A 16,615-nucleotide genomic window follows, 5' to 3' on the forward strand; every position below is an offset into this window, starting at 1 on the left:
CTGCACTCTCAGCACGTTCCCGATGATCGGGCAAAAGGCGCGATCCTTGATCTCGCGCCTACTGACGGGCCGCTCCACCTAGGATCAACGCTAAAGCCGATTCTCGCAACGAGACTGGCTTGCGTCCCGTCCACCTGTCGACTTTGGCCCGGAGTATCCCGGGAACCAGTCGCGCATCCACCAATCCCTGTTCGTGTACCGCCAGCTTCGCTGGCGGAGGAGGATTCGCATGTCTTCAGTTCGCTGCACCGCCTCGAAACTCAAGCCTCGCTCTGACCTAAGGGCAAGTGACTTAGAGCGGGATTACGCCTGTCTGATCGAAGAAGCCTCGGACTCGACGGCCGCATTCAACATCCAGGTCGACGGTCCCGACCCACTTGTAGAAACGTTGCTTCGCGCCGCTGGCGTTCGCCCGAACTCGACAGTCGTGACGCGCGCTCGCCACGAGGGATTGCGGTTCACGGTCGTCGTTGCGACCACTGGCGTATGGCGCGACCAGATGGCGCGTTTGCTGTCGATGCGTCGCGCCGCAAGAAAACTAAATATCCGCGTTCTTTTAGTGCCTGCAGGCCGGCTGCGGCGACCGCTATTTCGCGAGAATTGCCGTCTTGTCTCGCGCTGCCGGGACATCGAGATCACCGCGTCCGATCGCGCCGCCGTCCTCGACCGTGTCGCATTGGATCCGCATGCCACACTCGGTGATTGCGCCGCCTGCGTCGTCGCCTCCAATGATCCCGTTGGCGCGGTGTTGTCGTTGGCTGCTTCCGGTGCGATCGCGATCGACTTCAACTGCCACATCAACGGCTTCTCCCGGGTTTCGTCCCCGACAAACCGGCAGTGCATGCCGGTGGACCGCCTATACGCGGCAGCCGGGATGCAGCTACTTGCGAGAGCCCGGTCATGAATGGCGAGTCTTCAGCCGGCATCGACGAGCTGGAGCTCGGCAACGAAGCAGATCCGCGCTCCTTCGCCCAAATCCTTGTCGATAATGCAATCGACAGGGTTTTTACCGAGGAACTCGCCAGCGAATGCTGGGGGCGCCAGCTAACAGTTGTCCTCGAAGTTCCAAACGAGCAGTGGTCCGAGCGCGCCATTGCGCGGATCGCGGAAACCGTACGCGCGGCCGCAGTATCTGGTGGGGAGATCAAGGGCCATCTTCGGCCCTACACTTTCCGCCGGAAGCCTTCGCTTCAGACGCGCCCGACCGACGATGCACTTGCGATCGAAATGTTGAACGCCGTCGGACACGGGCGATCGATCATCGGCGTATTCAGTCCTAGTTCGGCGCCGCTGCCGCTGCTTACGGATCGCCCGGACGTACACTTGGAAACGGGAAGGCCTAGCCGTTCCGATATCGCCCGCGCAGTGCAGACCGCCACGGATCAGATCCTCGATCCGGACGCCCTCCCCCCGCTGGACGGTGGCGACCTCGATGGCCTTGCGCTGGCTGTTCGACCGAGAGCGTCGGCGGCTGAAACATGTTCGCGCTTGTTCGCCCTCGCTCGCCCGCCGATCTTCGATGAAGACGTGCCCGACCTCAGGGATTTCGCGGCTTTTGGCGAGGCTCGAGCTTGGGGACTTACGGTCCTCCGAGCTATCGAGCGGATCAAAAGCGGCGATCCAACTGCTGGTATGAATGACCTTCCGCGTGGGGTTCTGCTCGTTGGTCCTCCGGGCACTGGCAAGACGCTGTTCGCGAGCGCCTTGGCAAAGACCCTCGGAATCAACGCCATTCTGACCTCAGCTTCAGAGTGGCTTGCATCCGGAGACAGCCACTTAGGAGCCGTCGTCAAAGCGATGAGGACCTCTGTGGAACAGGCTCGTTCGAGACGGCCGTGCATCCTTTTTATCGATGAATGCGACTCGATCGTCGACCGTGATCTCGAACGAGGGGACAGCGTCAGCTGGTGGGTAAATTTTGTGAACGCAGTGCTCACTGCAGTGGACGGAGCTGTCCGAAACCGCGGAGTGATTCTGATCGGCGCCTGCAACAACATGAGCAGGGTGGATCCGGCCCTCCGCCGTTCGGGGCGGATGGAAAGGGTGATCGAACTTGGGCTGCCTACTGAATGCGAGCGCGAGGCGATCCTTGCTCACTACCTGAAGGGGGTTATCGATCCCGCGAGTGTCGCGACACTTGCACGGCGATCTGAGGGTCGCACGGGCGCCGATCTGGAGCGCGCGGTGAGGGAGGCGAAGGCTGCAGCCGCAGACGCCGAGCGGCAGATCCTTCTGCGGGACTTAGTCGAAGTGCTTTTCCCAAAATCGCACGCCGGTGAGAGCTCAAGACACGTCGCGGCTCATGAAGCAGGACACGCGGTGACTGCCGTCCTTCTTGGCGTTGAGGTCCGGCAGGTCGACCTTCGAGGCTTCACCCGGCTTACCAACTCAGCGCTCCAGACCCGAGAGGCGATCGCAAAGCACCTCACCGTCCTAATGGCAGGACGAGCGGCGGACGAGATCCTGTGCGGTACGGCTGTGTCGGGCGCCGGGGGGTCAGCGCAATCAGACCTCGGCCTCGCGACAAAGCTCTCCTCGATCGGACATGCGGCTCTGGGCTTCGGCTCAACCCTAAGGTACCGCGCTGCCATTGATGGAGCCGCGGCGCTTATCGAGACCGATCCAGCTTTCGCGCGCCTTGTGGAGCGCGACCTGCAAGCCGCGCTCCGGCGCGCACGCCGTCTGCTGCTGCGGCACAAAAACGCGCTCAAAGCTGTCGCCGTTCGTCTTGAGGCCGAGCATTTCCTCGACGGAGATCAGGTTGCGCAACTTGTTCGTGACAATCAGGGGGCCCGATCATGGATTATCTAACCGAGGCTGAACGGTTGGAACGGCTCGCTTGCGACTTGAGGCTGATGCACGCGAATGACGGCGCGCCAACGGTCAGTCAGCTCGAGGGAGCTCCGGTCCTAACAAACTGGTCTCGCGTACGCTTCCCCGTCAGGGGCTTCGTCGGGATCGTTAGCGGTCATCCGAGATTTGGCAGCAACAAAAGCGTCAGCACCAGCCAGGTGTGGACCGAAGGGAACGGCTGGGTCCGCACCCTCAGCCGATTTTATTTGCTTTCCGATCCCGAGAACGGCTCGAACGGCTGAGACGTGTTCGAGTCTTTGTGGCTGGCCCGATGAGGCTTCGTTCCTCATCGAGAGTCTTACAGTTCCAGGAACGCGACCGCCGAAGCTTAGCCCCAGCAACCTTCTGATATTGCCCGGGCGGGTTCTTCGTTTCTCAGGAAACAGCAAGAGTCAACTGCCTTATTTTGATTCGATCGACCCGCTTTTTTGAAAAAATATCGCGCAGTCGACTCGTGACTTTCTAGGTCTCGGGCGATGGTCGATGAGTGCCGGGCGATAGCTGCGGGCAACCTCGAAAAGAAAGGACGAGCGAAGGTCAAAATGAAAAGGCGTCCGACAGAAGTCGGACGCCTTCAAGAAAGTGCTTCGGGCCAAAGGCTAGCAACCAACCCCGAAACGCTTCGACGAAACCGGCCGAGACCTGTTTCACAGCCGCACTGAAGCGGCTGAGACCAGAGTCGCACGCCCCCCTGAAATTCACAAACGAGCCGGCGAAAAAAAACTCTCGCCCGGCAAGGAGGACCTGTGCCTGCATTTACCCCCAAACACCTTCTGGACTGCCCGGACACGCAGACCTTTGAGGTCTTCGCCGAGCCGCTTCCGAGCCGGGCGTCGCGCTTCCCGGCGCTGAAGTCGAAAGGCTCGTCACGCGGCGAAATCTACTGCGCCTCGTCTGGCCGCATCATCGTCTACGAAAGCGCTCTCGAACGCCGTGCCGCGGTGATCTGTCTGGCGTCCCCGGATGTCGTGGACATCTGGGATCAGCCGCCGCCGGTCATCTACACCATTGGCGCCGGCGGAATCGAACGCCGTCACACCTTCGATTTCCGGTTGGTCCTGAAAAACTCCTGCCGGATCGCTGTCGCTGTCAAGCCCTATGAGCGGGCAATCGCGACGTGTTTTTTCCACCATATGCGCTTGATTGCTCGGCAGCTCGATCGGTCTTTCGCAGATAAGGTGGTCGTGCTCACCGAGCGCGAACTCGATCCGATTGCAGTGCAGCATGCGGAACTCGTGCTCATCGCGCGCCGCTCACACGACCCCGAAGCTGATGCTGCCATCCAGCACGTTGCCGCATCACTTATCGGAGCGGTTTCAGTAAACCAGCTCGTGGACCGCACGGGTCTCCAAGGACGGGGCTTCTACGCTATCGCTCGCGCGATCGGCATCGGCATGCTGCAGCCTGTCTCATACGGTCCCCTCTGCGGCTACACGATGGTCAAGTCGCTGGTTTCGGAGGGTCGCCTGTGACCAACGCTCCGCTCCGGCTCGCCATCACGGGCGACGATCGCGTCGTAATCGATTGCGTGAATTACCGCGTCCTCGAAACCTTCCCGAGCTATTTGCTCGCTCCGGTCGACAGCCCGCGCGAAATTCTTCAGCTCTCGCAGGAAGAGTTCAACTCCGCGTCGGAAAGCAACCGCTTTTCGATCGACAGAAACTATTTCAACCTGCGTTCCGCTCGTGCCCGGCAGCTCGGCGGCACCAGCAGCATCATCCACCTAAATTGGGAGGACCAGCAGATCATCCTGCATAGGCAGGACTGGGTCGATCGATTTTTGACGCTTGAGGAGGCGACCGCTCATCTAAAGTCACTCAAGCGGATCACGCGTTCCGATACAAAGATGGCCACGGCGATCGAGCTGATCGGGCGTGAACTTGCAGAGAAGGCGCGTATCACTACGAAACGGGCAGATGTTGCCGTAGGCAAGGCTTTCGGCTCACCGTCTGCCCGCACCTTGCGCAACTGGGTTTGCTTGTACGAACTTGCCAACTTCGATCCCTTGGCGCTGCGGGACCAGCGCTTTCGGAGTGGAAATCGTTCGCTTCGTTGCCATTCGAAAATCCACGCGCTGATGGTCAAGGCCCGGCGCGCCTACCTCAATCCGCGGCAGCCCCTGCTTAAGGACGTGTATTACGACCTGAAGAAGGACATCGAGGCGCTGAACGAGGTCCGCCGCGCACACCGCAAGGGCGCTCTCCCCGTCCCGTGCCAGGACACCTTTTCGAAATTCATTCAGTCACTGGGGGAATTTGAGGTTTACGCCGGCCGGAACGGCTTAGAGGCTGCGCGTAAGAAATACTACGTCAGCAGCCGCGGCCAACTGATCACCCAGATTGGCCAGATCGTCGAGATGGACGAGTGGACGGTCCAGTTACACAAGCTGCTGATCGAGGCCGGGATATACGACGCCTTCTCTGACGAGGAGCGGGCGCTTATCGAGAAGACACGTTGGTCTCTGAGCGTTGCCGAAGACGCTGCAACGCGTTGCGTCATCGGCATGCGCATCGCACCGACCGCGAGCACGCAGAACGCTCTCGACACCTTGAAGATGTGCTTCGAGGACAAGTCCGCTTTTTCGGACGCCGCCGGTTGCGCGACCGCCTGGAAATTCCGGACGGGTATGGCGCTGATGAGGACCGACAACGGGTCGCCTTATGTGAGCGAGAAATTCCGTCTCGCGGTGACAGCCGTCGGGGCAACCGCGGACCGCACGCCGGCGGGCCGGCCGCAACTTCGCGGCCGCATTGAAAGGCTGTTCTCGACGATCGCCACAGGTCTCACGACGCTGTTCGAGGGACGCACCTTCAAGGACGTCGTCGCAGGCGCCCACTATCCCTCTAGCGAGCGGGCGGTCTTGACGGTTGAGGAGATTGGACTGGCGATCTGCCGTTTTGTTGTCGACATTTACCATAACACCCCGCATTCGGGACTGGGCGGCGACACGCCGGCAGAGACTTGGGCCCGGTTGGAAAAGGCGTCGGGGGTAATCCCTCTCCCGAGCGTAAACGTTCGGCGCGCGGTCTTTGGTCGTAAGGTTTGGCGGCGGATCACCGATCACGGCGTCGAAGTCGCGGGTCTCTTTTACCAGAGTGACCGGCTTCAGGAACGCCGGCGCAAGATCGGCGACGGCGCGAAGGTGGAGGTCAGCATTGACCTGGCCGACATTGGCCACGTCTCGGCCCGCTTGGACGAGGGTTGGATTGCCGTCCAGTGCTTGGACGATAGCGTGCAGGGCGTACCTTTTCACGAGTACGCACACGTTGCGAAGCAGGTTGAACAGGCGCGCGCCGAAAAACGCACCAACCTCGCCAAGATCATCGACAACGCACGCCAATACCTACGCGATCTGAACCGCTCCGCGGTCAAACGCGCGAACATCGCCTCGCTCGAATTGTCCGACCGGGCGCTTGAGGCTGAGCTCAAGTCGCTCCAGGTCGGCTTCGGCCTGCCGCCAGCCTTCAACCAGTCTTCAAGGCAGACTGGCCTTGCCGACGGATTATTGGCAGGCGGTTACGCCGTCCCTGGAAGGCCGGGCGAAAAGACGATCGATAATGTCGGTCCAATCGGCGGTGATGACGACTTCGACCTGGAGGAGATGTCGTGATCGCCGCCGACGCCCTGCTGTCGACTGCCGCCGCAAACGTGGTCAATAGCTACGTGCCCGTCACCGAGCGAGACAAGAAGTTGGCCAGCGAGGTCGACCGTCTCGTGCAGATCGCGCTTTCCCGCACTGAATCGCATGGTGGGACCCCGCCGCGCGAAGCGCCCGGTCTGCTGGTCGTCGGCGCCAGCGGCGCGGGCAAAACCACCGCGATCCACCACATCCTCGGCCGGCATCCACGCCTGAAGAACTTCGGCGTGGAGGGTGAGCTCTGCCCGATGATCTCATTTGATGCGCCGGCGCCGACGACCCTCCTCCAGCTCGGTCGCGAGCTGCTGCGTGCGACCGGTTATCCGATCATGAACGACCCGAAGCGCCACATTGTTTGGGAGATGGTCCGTGACCGTCTCCGCCTAACTGGTGTCGTCGCCATCCACATTGACGAGTTTCATAACGTCACGCGAACCGCGAACTCGATCGAACGCGACCAGATCCTCGCGACGCTTAAGTCGCTCTTGAACGACCGGCATTGGCCGGTCGCACTGCTGCTGTCGGGACTGCCTGAAGTCGTCGACTTCGTTAACGCTGATCCTCAGGTGGCGCGGCGAATGCGCGCTATTTCGTTCAGCCGGTTGGTAGCGCCAGTCGATGTTCCGTTCGTCGGAAAGATTGTCGTCAAGCTGACGTCGAAAGCGACATGCCCCTGCCCCGGCGGATTCTCGGAGGAAATCGCGCCGCGGCTCATCCATGCGGCGGACGGCTCATTGGGGATCCTCGTCGAAATAATCGTCGAAGCGATCGGACACGCCCTACGACGCGCCGAACCCCTCTGCATTCAGCATTTTGAGGACGCGTACGCGCTTCGCACCGCGTGCTCACGATCCGTGAACCCGTTCGCGGCAGAGGAGTGGGAGACAATTGAGGTAACTCGTCTTCTCGCTACGACGCCACAGAAGGAACCCGCCCCCGGAAAACCGCCCCGCGGCGGGAGGAAGGCCTAGCCATGCGCCTCAACCTCCGCGTCGATCTTCTCAAAGGTGAGAGCCTCGCGAGCTTTCTCTGCCGCTTAGCCGCAGTGAACGGCGTTCGCCTGCAGGCTTTTTGCAGCCACCTTGGGATCAGTTCTCGGTCTTTGATCGACGGGGACGTCCTCGCAATTGCGAAGGTCGCTACTTTGGCCGCCGTTGATCCACGAGCATTAATGGAAGAGGCCGTCATCAAAGTGGAGACTGGCTTCAAGTTGCGGGGCGAACTCCTGCAGCGGAGCAGCCTCCACAGGCAGGAGCTGTTCGTCTGCCCCGCATGCCTGCAGGAAGACGCCAGCGTCGGCAGCGCCACGTACATTCGGACGCTCTGGCAGGTGGAGCATCTCCGTGCTTGCCCGATCCATGACATCGAACTCTCAGATTTGGGAACACCCCGCAATCCGTCAGTCTCAGACGATGTGCTTGCTCGTATCGAACCTCACCTCGCGGAGCTCAAACTATTGACCGCGGCGGCGCCGCGCGCCCTACCCTCGACGTTCGAGCTCTACGTGCGCAATCGGCTCGGGACGCGGCGCCAAGCTCATCCTTTTCTGGATGAGCTTGAACTGCATGCTGCTGCCCGCTTTTCCGAAATGCTCGGTGCGACTGCGTTGTATGGCCTCTGGCCTGCTCTTCAGCAATTTACCGTGGCCGCCCGGCGAGCGGCAGCGGATGAGGGTTTCGGAATTGCGTCGCTTGGAACTGACGCCATTCGAGCATTCTTAGGCAAGCTTCAGACCGACCGCACGGGCTCTGGTGGGGGGCCCCAGGCGGTCTTTGGGAGCCTGTATAATTGGGTCGCCCGAGGCGCCCCTCACCCAGCTTTTGACCCTATCCGCGATGTCTTCCGAGAGCACATCGTTGAGACGATGCCTGTGGCCGCTGGCGAAGTCGTCCTCGGGCGGAAGGTCGAACGTCGGATCGTTCACTCAGTTCGTTCGATGCATCGTGAGACAGGGCTGCACCCTAAACGGCTGAGGAAGATCTTAGAAGCTTCCGCCAGATCTGAAACCGCGCGATCGAACGGTCCCAACATCCTTATTGAGGCCGATCGCGGGGCTGAGCTCATGACCCCATTCGTCGACGCTTTGTCGCTGAAGGAAGCCGCCACGTACTTAGGCTCAGATCGTGTTCATACGCGTTTGCTGCTGACCGCCGGGTTCATCCAATCGCTGAGCGCGACGGGCGGCAGAATGGCTTTCGCGAGGTCCGACCTGGACGCATTTCTGTCTACGCTGAGAGAAGGCGCAGACACGCTATCCCCTGATGATCCGCACGCGGCGTCTTTGCCGCTCGCGGCGAAACGGGCGAACTGCTCCGCAATGGAGATCGTAAAACTGGTGATTGAAGGCAGACTCGCGCGCCGCGGTAGTTTTCCTGGAGCGAGCGGGTATTTAGCGCTGCTGGTAGACTTTACCGAGGTGCGAAGTCTCGTTCGGGGCGCTCCGCTTGAGGACCTGCCTCGCCGCCGAGTCATCAAGGAGTTGAAAACGACTTCCACCGTTGTGGACGCGTTGATCAAGCACCGAATGCTACTTACAGAATCTCGGATCAACCCCTCGAACCGTTGCCCAGTCGAGGTCGTGCCCCGAAAGGCTCTGGACGCCTTCCGGCAAACCTACGGAACTCTGTTCGAAATCGCGGCGGAGAACGGGTGTCACCATTTGAGGATGAAGGCGACACTCGAGAGCCGAGGCATCCAGCCGGCGCTTCCCCGCGAGACCTTCCACGCATCGTTTTATCGCAGAGCCGATTTGCAGCCTTAGGTAAAATCTCTTGTAGTAGCTCAGCCCCCGTTTGGGGGCTTTTTTTATGGCTGACGGCCTCGGGGCTTCTCTTTACCGCCCGACGAATGCGTTGTTGCGGCAACCTTTCCGCATGTGTTGCGGCAACATGGCGTTTGAACGTCGGGCGAAAACCGTTGGGAATTGAGGACTTTGCTTGAAGCCGTGCGGAAGACTTTAGGTCGGCCTTTCAGTCATCACCCCCTAATTCGTCAGAATCTAACAAAGCTCGGTTTGGCCAAACGCCGAACCGAGCTCGCGGCGCTTTCGGTATTAAAAATAGTTATTCACAGATTTAGTAAGAAATCATATCCGATCTGACTTTATGAAAACAGAAAAACATGTAGTGTTAAGATTTCGTTGTTGACATTACGAATCGAATTAAATAGAAAAGGGGGCGCCGGTTTATGACCGTCGCCCCCTTCGTCTTTGAGTTTCGCGGTCAGCGGTGCCGCGGGGCACCGGAGACAGCTAGACTCGGCCTTGACACCCGAACACTAGCTTCCGAAGGGCAACTCCACAAGCCGCTGGAGGATGCCAAATGGCTCCCATGAAGTCGGGCGAGATCGCCAAGAAGTCAGGTCAGTACGAAATCGTCGGACCTAAAGGTGGGAAGACCGGAGAGGAGAGGACCGTCACTCGCGGTGAACCTCTGCCGCCAACACCGCGCCCCGGACAGGGGTTCAAGCTGACCGACCCGACGAAACACAAACGCTGACGCGAAAGCTGAGGTGGGCTGCGGCGGGCTATCCCGCCGCAGCCTTTCGGGGCCATCTACGGATAGTCGGAGCGGGCAATGCGGAACGCATCGGAAGTCGACGATGTTGTCGAAAGAGTGAGGAAGAAACTAGGAATCTACAATCAAGAAAAATTCGATATAATTGAAATTCTCTCAACTAAGTTGAAGGGTCACATTGCGGGGTTTACCCTTCAGGTGTGGGCCGATCATTATTTCACTGACGAAGAAGCTTGGTTCGATTCAGAAGGACCAAAGATTGTCGTAAAGCAATCGGTATACGACGGTGCCGCGCTTGGAAACCAGCGCGATGTCTTCACTTTGACGCATGAACTCGGCCATTTAATACTAGGGCATCGTGGGGTCCGCTTCCGGAAAACGGAACGAGATCGTCAAGCTCAGCATGACAGAATAACCGGCGATGAAGAGCATGAAGCTAGATTGTTTGCTGCCGCGTTTATAGCGCCGACTGCGATGCTCTACCCGGGAATTACAGTCGCGGAGATACGTAATAGGTTTATTTTGAGCGAAACTGCCGCACAAAAGCGGCTAAACGAATATAATCAATATTGGCGGCGAAAGAATAAAATGGAACGTCCGCTCCCGCAGAATGTCATCGATTTTCTAGCAGAATTCGAGAAGAGGAGATAGCGACCATCTAGCAATGTCTAAGAGCCAACGCATGTTCGATCGCCGGACACCTCCCCTTCATCCCGCCCTCGACATCCGCGCTCTCCAGCAGCGTGACGTCGTAGGCTCCGGCGTAGAGCGCCCTCACCTCCTCGTCCGTCACTGAAAACGGCGGGCCCCCGATCAGGCTCTGGTCGTAGACGTAAGTCACGAGGATCTGCGGCGCGCAGGCCGTGGCGGCCGCGACGTGGGCGGCGTAACGCTTCCGCGTCTCCGGCGGCAAGGCGACGAGAGCGGCGCGGTCGTACACCGCTTCGACGCGGCCGAGCGTCTCGGCGTCGAGATCGAAGATGTCGCCGACGACGATGTCGACGCCCTCCGCCCGATAGAGCTTCAGCCGTCCGCGATCCTCGATCGTTGGCGCGACGCCGAGCTCTTCGAACAATTGCTCGACCGCCGTCTCGACGAGCTCGCAGCCCGCGACGCAAAAACCCTCGCCCAGCAGCCAGTGGATGTCGCGGCTCTTGCCGCAGAGCGGCATGAAGATGCGCGCGCCGGGCGCCAGCCCCAGCGCCGGCAGATGCCGCGCCAGCAGCGGGTTCACGTCCGCCCGGTGCCAGCCGAGCCGGCCTTCGCGCCACCGAGCGCGCCAGAAATCCGCGTCCATGCGCGCTCCTTACGACCGCCGTCCCCGGCGCATTCCGCGCGGCCTGCTTAACAAGTTTTTACAATCCGTTCGGCATGCTCTTCTGGAACACTCGTCCGGGAACCACATCCATGAGCGTCAGCGCCATTGGCGGCGGGTCGGCCGCCGCAAGCCTGCTATCCTCCGTCAGCTCGAATTCCTCGTCTTCGTCCGACACCACCACGACGACCGAGACGGCGGCCGACGGCTCCGTCACCACCACGGTGACGGACGCCAGCGGCAAGGTGATCTCGGTCACGACGACCCCGGCGCCAAAATCCGACGACGAACCGTCGACGGGCGGATCGAGCTCCTCTCTGGGACTGCTCGACAAACTGGCCTAAGCCGCCGCATGAGCGACATCCGCGCGGAGAGCGCCAGGACGGACCTGAAACGGGAGCTCTCTGAGCGATAGGAATATTATCTTGACATTTGCCGCCCTCTGAGGCAGCCTTTGGTCGCCTTCTCCCATATGGAGGCGTCGTCGGGCCGTCCGGCGGCGCGGGAGAAGGGCGGAGCCTGCGGCGGGAAGGAACGGCCTTCTTGTCCCGGGAGCCCGGCTGAGGGCGTGGGGGTCGTAGACCTTCCGTCATCACGGCGCCTCACGTGCGGCACTACGACCGCCCGTGGTCCGAGCGCGCTTCAGCCGCGTCCTAAAACCGTGCGCGGGGCGCCGTAGCGCCAACCAAACACACATTCGAGGCTCTGCGGCGTACCCGCGCCTCCATCCTGCTCTCTGAACCCTCGGATCGAACGCGTCGCTCCCCCGCCGGAGCGCTTCCGCGCGCCCTCGTGAGGACGGCCTCGCTTGCCCGTGGGCGCAGACGACCCTACTGACGACGGCCGCCGCTGTTTCGCGGGACGCATCAGGGGGAAACGACGTGAAAAGCTTGCGCGTGTTGACGATCGCCGCAATGGCCTGCGCGACGCCGGTCCTGGCCCAGGCGCCCGCCGAGCCCGCGCCCGCCGCCCAGCCCGCGGAGACGGCCGCGACGCAGGCGAGAATCGTCAAGCTCAACGCCTATGTCGCCCTGCTCAACCGGACGCTCCGCGCCTCCGAGTCGATCGAGCGCTACGAGAGCTGGGTGCGGAACATGAAGTCCGGGCCGACCGGCAAGGAGAGCATCGTCTACGGGCTCTACTCGCTCTATGACGTCAGCGGCGAGATCGAGAAGGCGAAGGCCGCGACGACGGCCGAGCCTGCGATGCCGGAACTCGACGCTGCGATCCCCGCCTACATCGCGGCCTACGAGGCGCTCGCGCCCGTTGTGACCGAGGCGGACGGCTATTACGAGCGGCAGGACTACAAGGACGACAAGATGGCCGGCGGCAAGGCGCTGCACGCCCGGCTCGCGCCGGCGGCGGCCGCCTACACGGCCGAGCGCGCCAAGGTGGACAAGCTGTTTGCGGCCGAGAAGGAGAAGGCCGACGAGGCGGAGCTCGCGCTGATCGAGCAGACGCAGGGGCGCAAGGCGCGCTGGCACGTCGCCAACGTCATGGTCCGCGCGCGCCATGTCGTCGACCTGTTCCCGAACGAGAACAAGCCGGTGGTCGACATGCCGGTCTTCGAAGCCGCGATCCTGACCTACGCCGCGGCGGTCAAGGACATGGACGCCTATTCCGCCGCGAACCCGAACTCGTTCTTCGTGTTCGAGTCACGGCCCCGCTCCTTCCTCGGCAAGCTGCGCGAATTCCGCGACAAGCTGCAGAAGGCGAAGGGCGACGCCCGCAAGGGCGCAGGGCGCGACCTGACGTGGCTGGTCAACGACTACAACACGATGGTCTCGACCTCGGAGAGCGCCACGCAGTTCGCGAAATAGCGCCGCCCGGCGGGTGGCCCGACGACTGGTAAGATGATCCGGAACGAGGAAGCGCGCCGGCGGTTGACGATTGAGACGGACAAGCGTGCGGCTGCGAGATTCCCTGCCAGATGACAATCCCCGACGACAGAGCCGACCGCATCACGCAACAGACCTCGCCCGAGGAGCTCGGGCCGGTTCTGGACAGAAACATCCGTCACCTGAAGCGACGTCGCAAAGCCGAAGCCGCGAGAGCGTCGACGGAAGAGGTCATCGCCCGCCGCATCACGGCCGTCGCCGGCAGCATGGCCTTCGTCTACGTTCACCTCGCGGCCGTGGTCGCCTGGGTGCTGGTGAATCTGGGCTTGGTCCCCTTCGCGCCGGCTTTTGATCCGACCTTCGTCATCCTGGCGACGGCGGCCTCGGTCGAAGCCATCTTCCTGTCGACCTTCGTGCTGATCAGCCAGAACCGGGACGCGGCGATGGCCGAACGGCGGGCCGAACTCGACCTGCACATCAACCTTCTCTCCGAGCGCGAGATCACGACGCTTGTCGGGCTAATGCGGGAGATCGCTAAAAAGCTCGACGTGCCCGTCGATGAAGACCGCGAACTCGACGACGCCGAGCGGAAGATCGCGCCGGAGAAGGTGCTCGACCGGCTCGACGCCTGACGATCACCCAGGTGGACCTCCGGACTGAAACCACTCAAAGCGATCAAGAGCCTGATCGATGGCGGCTTTGAACGCGGCGGCGGGCTCGCCGAACCATGTCCACTTCTGGATGAGCAGTCGCCGGGCCTTGCGGTCCATCTTGAGGTCGATCGCGGCGACGATCCGATCGCCGGCGAGCACCGGGAGCGCGAAGTAGCCGAGCACGCGCTTTTCGGCCGGCACGTAGGCCTCGAACCGATGCTCGTGCCCGAAGAACGTCTTGAGCCGCTTGCGCTGTATGACCAGAGGGTCGAACGGCGACAGGATGTGGACCCGCTCCCGGTCCGGTTCGGCTGGCCCTCCAGCCTCAAGGGTGGACACAGGCGCCCAGTAAGGCGTCGTAACCCCCTCCAGGGCGACGCTCGCGAGCCGCTTGCGCTTCACCTCCGTCTCGATCGCCTCGGCGACGAGCCGCTTGGCCGGGAGATCGCCATAGCAGATCGAGTCGAGGCTCACGACGGCCTGGGAGCGCAGCGCCCGCGCGAGCAGATAGCTCGCATATTGCCTCTCGGTCGCGGGCGACGGCCGCCGACGCCAGCCGAAATGCCGCTTGGTCAACTCATAAGTCTTCAGCATGCCGGTCCGGCGACTGATCGTCAGGTCGCCGGCGAAGAAGCCGAACCTCAACGCGCGCTTGGAGGGTTTGCGGCTTCCCCACGGATGCGTCTTGTCGACCAGCACGTCATCGTCGATGTCGCGGATCGACAGCGGACCGTTCTTCGAGATCCGCCGCTGCAGCGCCGCGTAGTCGTCGCCAGGATCCGCCGCGAACATCCTTTCCGGCGCGGATCTGACCCTCTCCATCGCGGGAACGAAGAACCGGTAATCCGCCGCCGGCACATAAGCGAGCGCGTGCGTCCAGTATTCGAAGACCGACTTGTCGGCCGACTGCGCCGCTTCGAGATCGCTGGTCCGGTACGACGGGATACGAGTCTGCAGGATGTGATGGTGGCTGCGCTCGATCACGTTGATCGTGTCGATCTGCACGTATCCGAGATGCTCGACCGCCCGTCTGACGGCGTCCGGGCCTTCGCCGAACGGCGCGTCCTCATCGAGCTTCTGGGCGCTCAGCCAGGCGCCGCGCGCGGCCGCGAGGCTGATCGGATAGGTGCGCGCGGCCATCAAGCATACTGCCGGAGATCAGGTTTGCGTCGTCGCCTGGCGGTCTACGATCGGGGCGATCGCGCCGGCAGCGGGCCACCACCCTGCTGCATCCAGGCGGCCGAGGCCAATACGAGCTGCAGGGAAGCGGCGGCCGGCGCTCGGAAAATAGGCGAATTGACGCCTCGCAGCCGCGCGGCGCGAAGTGCCGGTCAGACGGGTCTCGTGACGCGGACCTCGACCCGCCGAGAAGCGTGCTGCGGAACATTGAAATGACGGGAGAGCGTGTTGAGCGATAAGAGCCACGAAAAAGGGCCGCGGATTCATCAGTTCGTTCAATTCGCTCTAGACGGCGTCGAAGGCGGCCGCAGCGGGGACTATCGGGGGCGCATCACCCATGTCAGCCTCAGCGAAGTGACCCTATCCATCCTGACCACCGCCGGCCCGTTTACGGCGACCATCCCCCACGATTGGCTCAAGCCGTCCGACGCCTCCGGCGAATGGACCGCCCGCGCACGTATCGCCCCGAACGATCCGTAGAGCCGAGCTTTCTGAGCGGAGTCCAGACGGCCGGCGGCGGAACGCCGGAGCCGTCCGACAGCCGGTGCGCTGCTTGGATAACGGCAAGCACGGCGCCGCGCTTAAATCATAATACATAATAAAATTGACGCCTTTCTGCAGACCTGCGCTTTGTCGACCAACGATGGAGGCGCGCTATGCTTCATCCTTACTATTTTGTTCTTATTACTGTTTTGGCATACGGATCATCGGCGGCGAAAGCTGATGACGGCGCTGTCACGCAGGGTCGCGACTTCGACACGGCGTCCGTGGCGGCCGCGACCGATGGCGGGCTGTCGATCACGGTTTCCGTCCGGACGAACGGACTTCGCGTCAACAGCACGTCGAGCATCACTCTTCGCGACAACGGAAAGCCGATCTTCGGTCCTGAGACGCGCCCCGACGCCGCGTGGCGGCAACAGGTTCGTGCGTTCGGGCGAGGTCCCCATGATCTGCGCGTTGAGTGCGGCCACGAGAACTCGAAGCCTGTCTTCTGCCGTCTCGAGATAGAGGAACAACGCGCGGAGGGATCCTCAGGTGCCGGGCGCTAGACGTACAGGAGACTGGCCTCGCCACGTTTACAGAAGCGCCGCTGGTCGGGCCTTTGCTCCTAAACCGAAATGGCGTCCGCAGGCGCGGGCAGCGCCTCATCTACAGCCGCCGGCCGCGTTCGCCGATCGTTAGGCATCTTCGACTTTCGTCGGGAACGACTTCCGCGTGGGATGGTTTCCCGCCCGCTAGCGAAGGAGCGGGTCGATGGCGATCGAGAATGCGACGAATCAAGAGAAACTGGCTGCCGTTGAATTTCGCCAGCGCGTCCGGAGACTGCAGATCGCCGACCTTAACGACCGCATCGCTTTGCGGCGTGAAGAGGGGCATTGCACCCAGCATCTCGAAGAGAAGGTCGAGCAGCTCGAGCTCGACCTCGCCGAACTCGCGCGTCTGGTTCCGATCTATGCGAGTTGCGTGCGATTTTGATGACCCGTCGCTAAGGCGAGCGGCGACGCGGCCTACATGATCGGCTCCAAGAGCGCATTTCGGTTCAGCCGGGAATATGCCCCTGACCGGCGCGCCGGTCGCCCCGCGACTCCGCACGCCTGCGGGCGTCGGGAGAGGTTCCCGCTTTA

General features: G+C 61.9%; 16 protein-coding genes. 13 read left to right on the plus strand and 3 right to left on the minus strand.

Going from position 1 to position 16,615, the window contains the following annotated elements; all coding sequences use genetic code 11:
• The first annotated feature begins 229 nt into the window (after nt 1-229).
• From EYR15_RS06430 to EYR15_RS06460, 8 genes are all read left to right on the plus strand, one after another.
• Nucleotides 230-904 (plus strand): hypothetical protein, encoded by a 675-nt coding sequence (locus EYR15_RS06430; protein WP_131002198.1) that lies wholly within the window; start codon nt 230-232, stop codon nt 902-904.
• The gene (locus EYR15_RS06435; protein WP_131002200.1) at nt 901-2,811 is read left to right on the plus strand and encodes an AAA family ATPase; all 1,911 of its coding nucleotides are present in this window, start codon (nt 901-903) and stop codon (nt 2,809-2,811) included. The genes EYR15_RS06430 and EYR15_RS06435 overlap by 4 nt, the downstream gene beginning before the upstream one ends.
• Before the next feature lie 44 nt (nt 2,812-2,855).
• Nucleotides 2,856-3,095: a hypothetical protein gene (locus EYR15_RS17385; RefSeq protein ID WP_382239061.1), complete on the plus strand. Its 240-nt coding sequence runs from the start codon at nt 2,856-2,858 to the stop codon at nt 3,093-3,095.
• A 504-nt stretch (nt 3,096-3,599) separates the two neighbouring features.
• Nucleotides 3,600-4,325, plus strand: a complete 726-nt coding sequence (locus EYR15_RS06440; RefSeq protein ID WP_131002202.1) for a hypothetical protein — start codon at nt 3,600-3,602, stop codon at nt 4,323-4,325.
• Nucleotides 4,322-6,463: a Mu transposase C-terminal domain-containing protein gene (locus tag EYR15_RS06445; protein WP_131002204.1), complete on the plus strand. Its 2,142-nt coding sequence runs from the start codon at nt 4,322-4,324 to the stop codon at nt 6,461-6,463. Before EYR15_RS06440 ends, EYR15_RS06445 begins: the two co-directional genes overlap by 4 nt.
• Nucleotides 6,460-7,461 carry a TniB family NTP-binding protein gene (locus EYR15_RS06450; RefSeq protein ID WP_131002205.1) on the plus strand — a complete coding sequence of 334 codons (1,002 nt, stop codon included), beginning with the start codon at nt 6,460-6,462 and terminating at the stop codon, nt 7,459-7,461. Before EYR15_RS06445 ends, EYR15_RS06450 begins: the two co-directional genes overlap by 4 nt.
• Before the next feature lie 2 nt (nt 7,462-7,463).
• Nucleotides 7,464-9,251 carry a TniQ family protein gene (locus EYR15_RS06455; protein ID WP_131002207.1) on the plus strand — a complete coding sequence of 596 codons (1,788 nt, stop codon included), beginning with the start codon at nt 7,464-7,466 and terminating at the stop codon, nt 9,249-9,251.
• 814 nt (nt 9,252-10,065) lie between these two features.
• Nucleotides 10,066-10,656 carry an ImmA/IrrE family metallo-endopeptidase gene (locus tag EYR15_RS06460; protein ID WP_131002209.1) on the plus strand — a complete coding sequence of 197 codons (591 nt, stop codon included), beginning with the start codon at nt 10,066-10,068 and terminating at the stop codon, nt 10,654-10,656.
• A gap of 7 nt (nt 10,657-10,663) precedes the next feature.
• On the opposite strand, the gene tmpT is transcribed toward EYR15_RS06460, so the two are convergent.
• Together tmpT and EYR15_RS16970 are read right to left on the minus strand one after the other, a co-directional pair.
• The gene (gene tmpT / locus EYR15_RS06465) at nt 10,664-11,302 is read right to left on the minus strand and encodes a thiopurine S-methyltransferase (RefSeq protein WP_131002211.1); all 639 of its coding nucleotides are present in this window, start codon (nt 11,300-11,302) and stop codon (nt 10,664-10,666) included.
• A gap of 58 nt (nt 11,303-11,360) precedes the next feature.
• A complete protein-coding gene (locus tag EYR15_RS16970; protein WP_165455439.1) occupies nt 11,361-11,654 on the minus strand; it encodes a hypothetical protein in 294 nt (97 codons plus the stop codon).
• Between the two features lie 562 nt (nt 11,655-12,216).
• Between EYR15_RS16970 and EYR15_RS06475 the strand changes: the two genes are divergently transcribed.
• Entirely contained in the window at nt 12,217-13,140 is a 924-nt protein-coding gene (locus EYR15_RS06475; protein WP_245498192.1) for a YiiG family protein, read from the plus strand.
• Between the two features lie 110 nt (nt 13,141-13,250).
• Complete coding sequence (locus tag EYR15_RS06480; protein WP_131002213.1) at nt 13,251-13,790, plus strand: DUF1003 domain-containing protein; 540 nt, start codon at nt 13,251-13,253, stop codon at nt 13,788-13,790.
• Nucleotides 13,791-13,793: 3 nt separating this feature from the next.
• Here the strand turns inward: EYR15_RS06480 and EYR15_RS06485 are convergent, their stop codons facing one another.
• A complete protein-coding gene (locus EYR15_RS06485; RefSeq protein ID WP_131002215.1) occupies nt 13,794-14,951 on the minus strand; it encodes a winged helix-turn-helix domain-containing protein in 1,158 nt (385 codons plus the stop codon).
• 267 nt (nt 14,952-15,218) lie between these two features.
• Here EYR15_RS06485 and EYR15_RS06490 point away from each other — a divergent pair, with 267 nt between their 5' ends.
• The 3 genes from EYR15_RS06490 to EYR15_RS06500 all read left to right on the plus strand — a co-directional run bounded on the left by EYR15_RS06490 (nt 15,219) and on the right by EYR15_RS06500 (nt 16,466).
• The gene (locus EYR15_RS06490; protein ID WP_131002217.1) at nt 15,219-15,470 is read left to right on the plus strand and encodes a hypothetical protein; all 252 of its coding nucleotides are present in this window, start codon (nt 15,219-15,221) and stop codon (nt 15,468-15,470) included.
• Between the two features lie 176 nt (nt 15,471-15,646).
• The gene (locus EYR15_RS06495; protein WP_131002219.1) at nt 15,647-16,039 is read left to right on the plus strand and encodes a hypothetical protein; all 393 of its coding nucleotides are present in this window, start codon (nt 15,647-15,649) and stop codon (nt 16,037-16,039) included.
• A 205-nt stretch (nt 16,040-16,244) separates the two neighbouring features.
• The gene (locus EYR15_RS06500; protein ID WP_131002221.1) at nt 16,245-16,466 is read left to right on the plus strand and encodes a hypothetical protein; all 222 of its coding nucleotides are present in this window, start codon (nt 16,245-16,247) and stop codon (nt 16,464-16,466) included.
• Nucleotides 16,467-16,615 lie beyond the last annotated feature (149 nt).

Source organism: Hansschlegelia quercus (assembly GCF_004310425.1).
In the GTDB taxonomy this organism is placed as follows: domain Bacteria; phylum Pseudomonadota; class Alphaproteobacteria; order Rhizobiales; family Methylopilaceae; genus Methylopila; species Methylopila quercus.